12 protein-coding genes, 1 tRNA gene and 2 pseudogenes are annotated in these 8,739 nt (G+C 38.7%); 6 read left to right on the plus strand and 9 right to left on the minus strand.

The window, feature by feature from the left end:
• The 5 genes and pseudogenes from EWV68_RS22160 to EWV68_RS19515 form a co-directional block, all read right to left on the minus strand.
• Positions 1–830, minus strand: an 830-nt coding sequence (locus EWV68_RS22160) for a CHAT domain-containing protein (RefSeq protein ID WP_287170772.1), incomplete at its 3' end; no start/stop codon positions are given.
• A 316-nt stretch (positions 831–1,146) separates the two neighbouring features.
• On the minus strand, positions 1,147–1,536 hold the full coding sequence (locus tag EWV68_RS22165; RefSeq protein WP_502705882.1) for a tetratricopeptide repeat protein: 390 nt from the start codon (positions 1,534–1,536) through the stop codon (positions 1,147–1,149).
• A 20-nt stretch (positions 1,537–1,556) separates the two neighbouring features.
• Positions 1,557–1,676, minus strand: a pseudogene (locus tag EWV68_RS21985) (YgiT-type zinc finger domain-containing protein); the annotation flags it as partial.
• A 74-nt stretch (positions 1,677–1,750) separates the two neighbouring features.
• Positions 1,751–2,089 (minus strand): XisI protein, encoded by a 339-nt coding sequence (locus EWV68_RS19510; RefSeq protein ID WP_002735894.1) that lies wholly within the window; start codon positions 2,087–2,089, stop codon positions 1,751–1,753.
• A 161-nt stretch (positions 2,090–2,250) separates the two neighbouring features.
• Positions 2,251–3,393, minus strand: coding sequence for a tetratricopeptide repeat protein (locus EWV68_RS19515; RefSeq protein WP_287170773.1), 1,143 nt, complete (start codon positions 3,391–3,393; stop codon positions 2,251–2,253).
• Between the two features lie 278 nt (positions 3,394–3,671).
• Here EWV68_RS19515 and EWV68_RS19520 point away from each other — a divergent pair, with 278 nt between their 5' ends.
• Entirely contained in the window at positions 3,672–3,920 is a 249-nt protein-coding gene (locus EWV68_RS19520; RefSeq protein WP_002743172.1) for a DUF433 domain-containing protein, read from the plus strand.
• Positions 3,911–4,279 (plus strand): annotated as a pseudogene (locus tag EWV68_RS19525) (DUF5615 family PIN-like protein). Before EWV68_RS19520 ends, EWV68_RS19525 begins: the two are co-directional and overlap by 10 nt.
• 138 nt (positions 4,280–4,417) lie before the next feature.
• On the opposite strand, the gene EWV68_RS19530 reads toward EWV68_RS19525, so the two are convergent.
• Positions 4,418–4,747, minus strand: a complete 330-nt coding sequence (locus EWV68_RS19530; RefSeq protein WP_016516765.1) for a helix-turn-helix transcriptional regulator — start codon at positions 4,745–4,747, stop codon at positions 4,418–4,420.
• Positions 4,744–5,088: a type II toxin-antitoxin system RelE/ParE family toxin gene (locus EWV68_RS19535; RefSeq protein WP_353806756.1), complete on the minus strand. Its 345-nt coding sequence runs from the start codon at positions 5,086–5,088 to the stop codon at positions 4,744–4,746. Before EWV68_RS19535 ends, EWV68_RS19530 begins: the two co-directional genes overlap by 4 nt.
• Before the next feature lie 224 nt (positions 5,089–5,312).
• On the opposite strand from EWV68_RS19535, the gene EWV68_RS19540 reads away from it, so the two are divergent.
• The 3 genes from EWV68_RS19540 to EWV68_RS19550 are packed head-to-tail and all read left to right on the plus strand — an operon-like array spanning position 5,313 to position 6,298.
• Positions 5,313–5,564 (plus strand): hypothetical protein, encoded by a 252-nt coding sequence (locus EWV68_RS19540; RefSeq protein ID WP_287170774.1) that lies wholly within the window; start codon positions 5,313–5,315, stop codon positions 5,562–5,564.
• A gap of 60 nt (positions 5,565–5,624) precedes the next feature.
• Positions 5,625–5,888: a hypothetical protein gene (locus tag EWV68_RS19545; RefSeq protein ID WP_002766985.1), complete on the plus strand. Its 264-nt coding sequence runs from the start codon at positions 5,625–5,627 to the stop codon at positions 5,886–5,888.
• Positions 5,885–6,298, plus strand: coding sequence for a type II toxin-antitoxin system VapC family toxin (locus EWV68_RS19550; protein ID WP_271935268.1), 414 nt, complete (start codon positions 5,885–5,887; stop codon positions 6,296–6,298). The genes EWV68_RS19545 and EWV68_RS19550 overlap by 4 nt, the downstream gene beginning before the upstream one ends.
• Before the next feature lie 15 nt (positions 6,299–6,313).
• On the opposite strand, the gene EWV68_RS19555 is transcribed toward EWV68_RS19550, so the two are convergent.
• Both EWV68_RS19555 and EWV68_RS19560 read right to left on the minus strand, forming a co-directional pair.
• Positions 6,314–7,627 (minus strand): tetratricopeptide repeat protein, encoded by a 1,314-nt coding sequence (locus EWV68_RS19555; RefSeq protein ID WP_287170775.1) that lies wholly within the window; start codon positions 7,625–7,627, stop codon positions 6,314–6,316.
• A gap of 291 nt (positions 7,628–7,918) precedes the next feature.
• Positions 7,919–7,992: transfer RNA gene (locus EWV68_RS19560), tRNA-Arg, on the minus strand.
• 43 nt (positions 7,993–8,035) lie between these two features.
• Between EWV68_RS19560 and moaC the strand changes: the two genes are divergently transcribed.
• Positions 8,036–8,536, plus strand: coding sequence for a cyclic pyranopterin monophosphate synthase MoaC (gene moaC / locus EWV68_RS19565; protein ID WP_002774359.1), 501 nt, complete (start codon positions 8,036–8,038; stop codon positions 8,534–8,536).
• Positions 8,537–8,739 lie beyond the last annotated feature (203 nt).

The following is an 8,739-nucleotide window of genomic DNA, read 5'->3' on the forward strand; positions in this document are numbered from 1 at the left end:
TAAAAAGGATGTTTTTGCTTCTCACCCTTGAGCATTCCTAGTTGAATTTGTCGTAAAGCTTCACTGCGTCCTTCTCCTTTTTGTAAGCGTCCATAATAGGCGACCATTAAATCTTTAGTCGCGTCATCAGATACTTTCCAAAGGCTAATTAATTGGCTTTCACTACCTGCTATAACTAAAGCGCGGCGCAATCCATAAACTCCCTGACCGATTTTAATATCTCCTTTCCCCGTATCGCAAGCGGAAAGCACAACTAATTTGGTTCCGACTAAGTTTAAATTGGTAGTTTCTAAAGCAGTCAAAACCCCATCATCTCCTGCACTTTGACCGATTGTAACTCCTGCTAAAACTAACCCAGAACGCAATAAAGGATTCTCAATAACATTGCTTTCTGGTTTAAAAAAACCATGGATAGCGATGTGGAGAATATTCGGTTTTTTCACTTGTTTGACGGCGTTTTCTGTGGCTTGAGAACCAGTTAAAACAGTGGCTTGAGGTAAGAGATTTTTAATCGCTTTAGCTTCTTGTTCTGTACCCGGAAGACCGGGAAAAGTAAACTCAGACAGGTCGATGGAACGAGTGAGAGCGACTTTTTCCCCTGCTTTACCGTAGAAAGGATCAGCTACAATAAGCGGAGATTGTTGACTGGCAAATTTATCTTTAAGGCGCAGTAAATCCCGTCCAGAAGTGAGATAAGTAATATGATAATTTTCCACTAAGTATTGATTATTTTCATCTACTAAAGCTTCAAAGGGAATTAAATTAAGTGCAGCATCAGGAGAAAGCAGAATCGTTTTAGTATTGCCTAATAATTGACGGATAGGCTGCATCAATGTCTCATCAAGTTGACGCGCTGATTTTTGCAGTTGAGGGAGAGGAGTTTCTGCGTCTGCAAGATTGTCACGAAAGTAAATTAATTTGTCATCAATCGGTTTAGCTTCCCCTAAATCCTTGACTTTGATGTCACCATTGGGATAGAGAATATAAACAGCATAGCGAGGGATGCCAAAACTATCATTTTTAGGATTATAAGGTTGATAGCGGACTATTTCAACTAAAGCAGCATCAGCAGGGATTAGCTTTTGAATACCTTCGAGGGTAATGGGTTGGGATAGGCTACGAAATTCGGCACTACGACGACCGATTTTACCCTCTATTTCTTTGGTTGTCTCCTAATTGTTGTTTTCTGATAGCTAAGGCTTCTTTGTAGAGGGGTTCGGCTTCGCTATATCTTCCTTGAGACTTGTAAAGTAATGCCAAATTGTTGAGACTGGTGGCGGTAGAGGGATGGTTGTCTCCTAATTGTTGTTTGATGATAGCTAAAGCTTGTTCTGCTAGAGGAATCGCCTCGTTATATTTCCCCTGCTGATACAGTTGAATAACTTGCTGAGTTAGCCTCTCTGCTTCGGCTAATTTATCTTGCGGTGAAACCTGAGAAATCACCTGTCCCACCGTTGGGGTTAAGATGACTCCCGATAATCCCATCATCCCGGTAATGACGACAACCGCTATCCCTGATTTGATTGATACTTTCATTGGTTTTTTATCCCTAGAGTTTATTGATAGGCAAAAACATCAACTTGAATAGATTTGTCGGGTTGAGCCTTGTGCTGTAGTAAAATTCTGATTTTTTCTGCCGTTTCACTACTAAAAACGACCTCCCCACAGTTATAGCATTACTTTAAGGCAGAGCCTTAGATATTGTGTTCCAAGGCTTTGCCTTGGAACAAGGGGACAAGGAGAATTTGTTTTAAGTACCATAATTAGTATAAGGCCGTTTATAGGGTGGTTGCAGTCCCAAAACAATATCCTCCCTCTTAACACCCATTGAAATTAAATCTTCTGCTGGATTCAATTCCGTTAAATTTTGTTGTAGCCAAATCTTATTATCACGAATATCAAAATGAACAATCGAGCGGTAAACTCGTTTTAAACCTTCCCATCCTACATTCATCCACTGATAATGATCCCGTTCCACATCAAATATTAATTGTACTTCTACGTCTTCACCGGTAACATCTTCTGCTACATAGCGACTTAACAAATTTTGCACTGCTTGACGATATTTTATTAGTTTATCTTTATCCATTGTGTAATTACCTCCGTACAAAAGTAGTAGCCATTATCCATAATTTATAGTAATTTCAAATAAGTTGTAGGGGCGAAGCATTCGGATAAGAAATCTACGGTTTCAGCGATAGGTTATTGCCCGAATGCTTCGCCCCTACGGGAGTGCTATAACTTTCATCCTTACTCCCTCCTTAAAATGTCATTAATTGTTTTAGCCAATTCCTGAACCTGCGAAGTATCCCCTAACTGATTATAAGTCCCCTTCGCCTTGGTTAACCACTGTATCGCCTCATTCTTATTTCCCAAGAGACGATAAGCTATTCCTAAACCCGCTTGTATCTCCGCTTGCACTGACAAATTCTGCGTATTTGTTGCCAGTTTTAACGCCTTTTCATAAGGTTTTTTTGCCAACTGAGGCAACCCTATCTTAAGGTAAGTATCCCCTAACAGTTGATAAACGGTAGCAACCCGACTATTTTGCTTAACTAATCCTTCCAATACCTCAACCGCATCCCCATACAACTCATAACCTCGATAGAGATGCGCTAAAACTAACCCTGCTTCCTCCGGGGATAATTGCTGCTGTTGAACAGCTTTAACAGCATCTAAAACCGTTTTTTGAGTCTGTTCATCTAATACTCTAAACCCGACTACTGCATCACTTCTAGAAGACGCACCATTATCAGCTTTTATTGTTACCCGATATCGCTTTCCTGCTTCCAGAGGAGGTTCACCGGGATAGACTATTTCAGTTTTATTTGTCTGCGTTTCCCAATTAACCCCATCTATTTTGATAGTATAATTAGTTGCACCCGGAACAGCATTCCACCGCAGTGAAGGACGATTGGTAATAATATTCGTTTCACGAGGAGTAATTAGATAAGGTAATTTTGCCAAGACTTCTTCTCTTTGTCCTGCGGGACGGGGGGTCATGTTTTCGCGAAGGGGAATGGTATTGGGGCGAATGGTATTGGGAAGTGAGAGGGTAAGATTATTACTATTGGGAAGTGAAATCACAGGATTTCCCCGAGGACAGCCATTAGAAACAATATACTTTCCTGTTTTAACCATCCACTGCTTGAGATTACTACAATAAACCTTAACGGAAGCGTTAGCTGCCACTTCTAACTCATCATCAAAACTGAGGGTAAGTCCGACAGAAGCGGGAAGGGTTTTTTTCCATTGTGGTTTTTTAACGGTAACTTTCCCTTTTACCTGAAAAATTGTGTTAACTCCAACAGTGTTGCTAAAAGTCGCCGCCGGAAATCCTACCGTAATTAATATCAGGGAAATGGGGGTAAAGATTTTGAGAAATTTATTCATGACTAGAATCAATTGGGGTTTGGCTTTAATTAGGTTCGTTGTTGAACTTTAGCATAAGATTTCAGAAAACGGGTTTTTAAAAAAAACCGTTTTCTCGTCTAAGTTGTTATACTATACTACTACAACTTAAAACCTCACCATTCCCTAATCTTCCCTGTGGGGTTGGAGACAAGCTTTGCACCCTCACTGAAGGAGTAATTTCCCACTTCCACTCGCAACTATAGAATTAGCTATAATAAAATTACCACAGGTATCATCTTCATATTTCTGGAAACTATATGACCTTAAAACAATTAGACAGAATTACTTTTAACTCCAAAATTATGGCAGGTCAAGCCTGTATTCGAGGAATGCGTATTCCTGTTTCTTTAATTCTTAATCTACTTGCTAACGAAAAGCCGATAGAGGAAATATTAGAGGAATACCCTGACCTAGAAAGAGAAGATATTCACCAATGTTTATTATATGCTTCTTGGTTAGCCAGAGAACAAGTTCATCATTTTGAATTAATCGAGCAATGGAGATAGAGTTTCTAGCCGATATGGGGATTTCTCTGCGTACAGTCTCATGGTTAAGAGAACAAGGTTATGATGTCGTTCATCTTCGAGATGAAGGCTTACAAACTTTATCTGATCAGTAAATTCTTGCCAAAGCAAAAAGAGAAAAGCGGATAATTTTAACTGTCGATCTAGATTTTTCTCAACTTCTCGCTATTAGTGGTGATAATTTACCAAGTGTCATCCTATTCCGTTTAGGCAATGAAAACTACAATCTAATTAATCAGCGTTTAACTATAGTTTTACGAGATTGTACAAAAGCATTAAAGACGGGAGCAATTGTGTCAGTGACAGATCGTATTTTTCGGATTAGACTTTTATCAATTTAAGATTTTTGCTTTATAGCGTTCATGGAGTCTTCCCGTTAATTCCATCTTAAATATTGTGTTCCAAAAGCGAACACCTTTATTATTGAGTACAAATTATAACATTGGCAAATAATCTCCCTGTCCTCTGTGTCTCTGTGGTTAATTACACTTCGTTTCTGAATAGTCACCAATAATTATAGGTTCTTTGTTGGGAATTTTGACAATAATTTCGACAGTTCCACCTAAGGCGTTAACTACTTCGCGCAGTGTATTTAGCTCTAGATTTTGCTCTTGTTTAAGGTTAGGTACTATTGATTGCTGTACTTCAAGATGCTCTGCCAATTCTGATAAAGATAAACCTAGTTTTTCCTGCAAATACTTAAGCGTAAGTTCCTCCAGATAAATTTGGGAAGCTCTTGCTTTAATAATTGCTTGTCGTTCTCCACAAAGTTTATTAAATTCTTCCGAGAAGTTGGTATATTCTTTCATGACTTTTCTTCCTTAAGTTTTTCCAGATATTTTTGATAACGTTGATCTGCTATAGGAATATTTTCTTTGTACCATCTTTTGTTACCTGACTTGTTCCCCCCAACAAGTAAAATTGCTTGTCGATGAGGATCAAAGGCAAATAAAACACGCCAAGGTTCACCTTTATACTGAATACGAAGCTCTTTCATATTCTTAAAAGAAGATTCTTCAATGGTATCAACTCGTGGTCTCCCCAGTGCTGGTCCAAGTTTCATCAATACAGTTAAAACAGCAAATATTTCATTTTGAAGTCCCTGTTCTTGTTGATAAAACCAGAACCTAAAATCTGGATCAAATATAATATTCTATTCCATAAATATAATATAGTCTGTACATAAAATAATGTCAAGCTTTCAGTTAAACATTCGGCTCTCTTGCCATCATCATTATAAATTATAACATCGGTGAATAATCTCTGTGTTCTTTGTGTCTCTGTGGTTAATTCCCCTCGATAATCTCCGTACCTCGCTCCAACTCGAAAATGCTATGATAAAAGTAACCTATTATCACTAAGGAAACTTTAATCATGACTAACTTAAACAATCATTCAACCTCTAACACATCCGAAGAGCCTGAGTTATCAATGGAAGAACTCGATGTTAAATGGGATGCACTAGAAAATGACCCAGAATTTTTAGCAAAACCTTTTTGGCAAAGAATTGTTGAGATTGGTAAAGTTGTTCCCCAATCAGAATGGCGAAAACACTTTCCCAGAGACTTTGCGCGTAACGCGGAACATTATATGTACGGCGCACCGAGAGAAGATGAGGAAAAATAACAAACACAGAACTAACGTCAATTCAAAGTTATAATATATGTAGTAAACCAATCCCACTAAATGATTATGAATCCCCCAAACAATCCCACTCGCACAGAAGAAATTCCGACAATAGAGGAACTTCCGACAATAGCTGAATTACAAGCAAAATTCGCTCAACTTCAAGCTGATCCCGAATTCCGCAAAAAACCTTTTTGGCAAAGAATTGCAGAAATTGGCGCACTTGTTCCCCAGTCAGAATGGCGAAAACACTTACCTACAGACTTTGCGCGTAATTTTGAACACTATATGTACGGCGCACCAAGAGAAGATGAGGAAGAATGAGAAAAATTTTCTTAGATACATCCTATTTGCAAGCACTCGCTGATTATAGAGACAATCTCCATGAACTTGCCACACTAATGACAGTAAGACTAGGAAAATTTACAGGAATTACTAGCGAAATGATTTTGACAGAATTACTTAACGCATTGTCAGGAAGAGGAGATTATCTACGCCAATCTGCTATTAACTTAACCAACGATTTGAAAAACGATTCTACTATAGAAATCATTCCCCAAACCAGTGAACAATTTCAGCAGGCTTTTGATTTTTACCAAAGACGATTAGATAAAGGATACAGTTTAACTGATTGTGCTTCCATGCAGATTATGAGACAACTGGAAATCTCTGAAATATTAACCTTTGATAAGCATTTTCAGCAAGAAGGATTTAGCGCATTACTCAGAGAATAGTCACTAAACTTTACTTCACTTTAATTTTTTCCTCGCTTCATATAACCATTGTTCTTCCTCTGTCTTAATTTCCCTCCCTTGAGCTAAATTAAGACATTTACGCCAATTTTCCTGAGATAATTTCTTGTCTTCTTTTTCTAAAAGTTGAGCATAAATACAAAAAGCAGCACCGGGATTGCGGATAAATTTCTGATAAGCTGGATTTTCAGCGATACCAATAGCAACTAAAAGATTAGGAACTGCATCTTCACTGCGATTTTGCTTAAATCTGGCCCAGCCTAGATTTTTATAAATACTATATTTTTGTACTGCTAAATTGCGTTTCTCCTCTTCAGTAAATTGGTCTAGTTTTTCATCTTTTTCTGCTAATAATCTCTTGGCTTTTTCCAGTAACTCTACTGCTTCTGCATTCTTATTATCGCGCAGATACCAATAAGCGAGATTATTATAAGCATCTATAAAACCACCTTTTGCCGCAATTAAATAGTGTTTTTTCCCATTAGTCAAATCCTGTAACTCTTCATAAAGTGTTGCTAACTTATAATGAGCATCTAGATTATCTGGATCTAACTCAATCGCTTTTAAATACTTCTCTTCGGCTGAAGCTAAATTAGGAAATTCTTGACTTGCTGGCGGAGGAGATTGTAAACGGTTGCCTTCTTGCTTATAAAACTCAGAAAACCAAGAGAAATTTAGATAAATTCCCAAGAGAATAGCAAAGACTATTACTGTTACAGAAAACTGTATTTCTTCATACCAATGTTCAGCAATCCCAAGCAATTTCATTAACTTAACAAAACCCTTCTGGCGCGTCCGTGTGAGAGCATTTTCAGTTTGTAATAAAGAAATGAAAGTCGAAAAAATAACACCTCCTATTTCTAGCAAACCTGAACCACCACTAAGAAACCGAGTAGCAATCGTTCCGATTAATGTAAAATTAACCCCTAATAAAACCAGTTTACCGATTCTCAATAGCCAATCAAAGCGATTGCAAGGATGCAGAGATTCCTTACTTTCTAAATGCCACCACCAAGCCTGAGCAGACATAGGTAAAGTCTCCCGATATTCAGCTAAGTCAAGAACTTGAGTAATTTTGTAACTTTTCTGTTTTAATCTATTATCTTGTTCGATTAATTTTAACGACATATCAACGGAAATTTCCGCCTCAGCTTCCATTTGTTTATGAAGAGCATCTCTGGCGGCAATAATTTCTAAAGCCTGTGCTTTTTTCAGAGATTTATTATGAGAAGTATCTAAATAATTTAGAGCATTCTGGTAACGCTCTAAAGCAACTTGAAAGGGTGTCGGCACAGGTGCAGGAGAATTCATATTATACTAAATCCGTTGAGCATAGGTTACTTATAAGGACAGGCAAAAGGCAAGAGGCAAAAGGCAAAAGGGGGAATAAATAATCAGTTTTTAATAACCAGATTTAGTATTATACAATCCTAAAAGTTTAGTTTCTTTCACTGTTTGAGGGTAAAAAATACTCCAGCAAAACTGGCTGCTGATACTAAATCCTGTTTAAAAAGTATAGGAAAGTGGGAAGATGGGGCAAAAAACCAAAGAAATTAGGAACCATAGGTCCCTAATTCCTGTAGTATATGCCATTGTATCTAACGGGCTTGGAGAGACTCGAACTCCCGACCTTGTGGTCCGTAGCCACACGCTCTAATCCACTAAGCTACAAGCCCTTGTTTTTCTCAACAGTAAACTACTATAGCACAGGTTCATTCAATGACGCAAGAGGGTAAAGAAAAATTATCTCATCTCGACAGCCAAGGCGAGGCCCAGATGGTGGATGTATCGGAGAAAATGCCCACTAAACGCACTGCTATCGCCCTAGGACAAGTGAGAATGCTAAAAACGACTTTTGAAGCCATAGAACAGGGAAATGCGCCTAAAGGTGACGTTTTAGGGACGGCCAGACTAGCGGGAATTATGGCGGCCAAACAAACTTCCTCCTTAATTCCCCTTTGCCATCCCTTACCCCTGCAAAAAATCAATGTTCAGATTATCCCGAAAGCAGAGTTACCCGGCTACGAAATTCGGGCAGAAGTGGTGACAAAATCGGAAACTGGTGTAGAAATGGAAGCTTTAACGGCGGTATCTGTGGCAGCCTTGACTTTATACGATATGGCTAAAGCGTTAGAAAAATCAATCCTGATTGAAAATATCCGTCTGCTGAGTAAAACAGGAGGGAAATCAGATTATCATCAGGATTCCCTGTTGCGATGAAAACCCGGGTGCATCTCACATTTGCAGAAATACCGACAATCAGCAATTATCAGTGACTCTTAAATTATTACAGATGGGTCAGAGGCTGCGTGTAAGCATCCCACCGAAAAACTAATGCGCGGGGGGTTTGGGGGCGGCGCCACGCCCCCAACGGGGGGTTTGGGGGGTAGAACCCCCCAAAGGCTTGGATTGAGTGGTAAAAT

It is taken from the genome of Microcystis sp. M_QC_C_20170808_M9Col (assembly GCF_007095495.1).
GTDB classification, from domain to species: domain Bacteria; phylum Cyanobacteriota; class Cyanobacteriia; order Cyanobacteriales; family Microcystaceae; genus Microcystis; species Microcystis aeruginosa.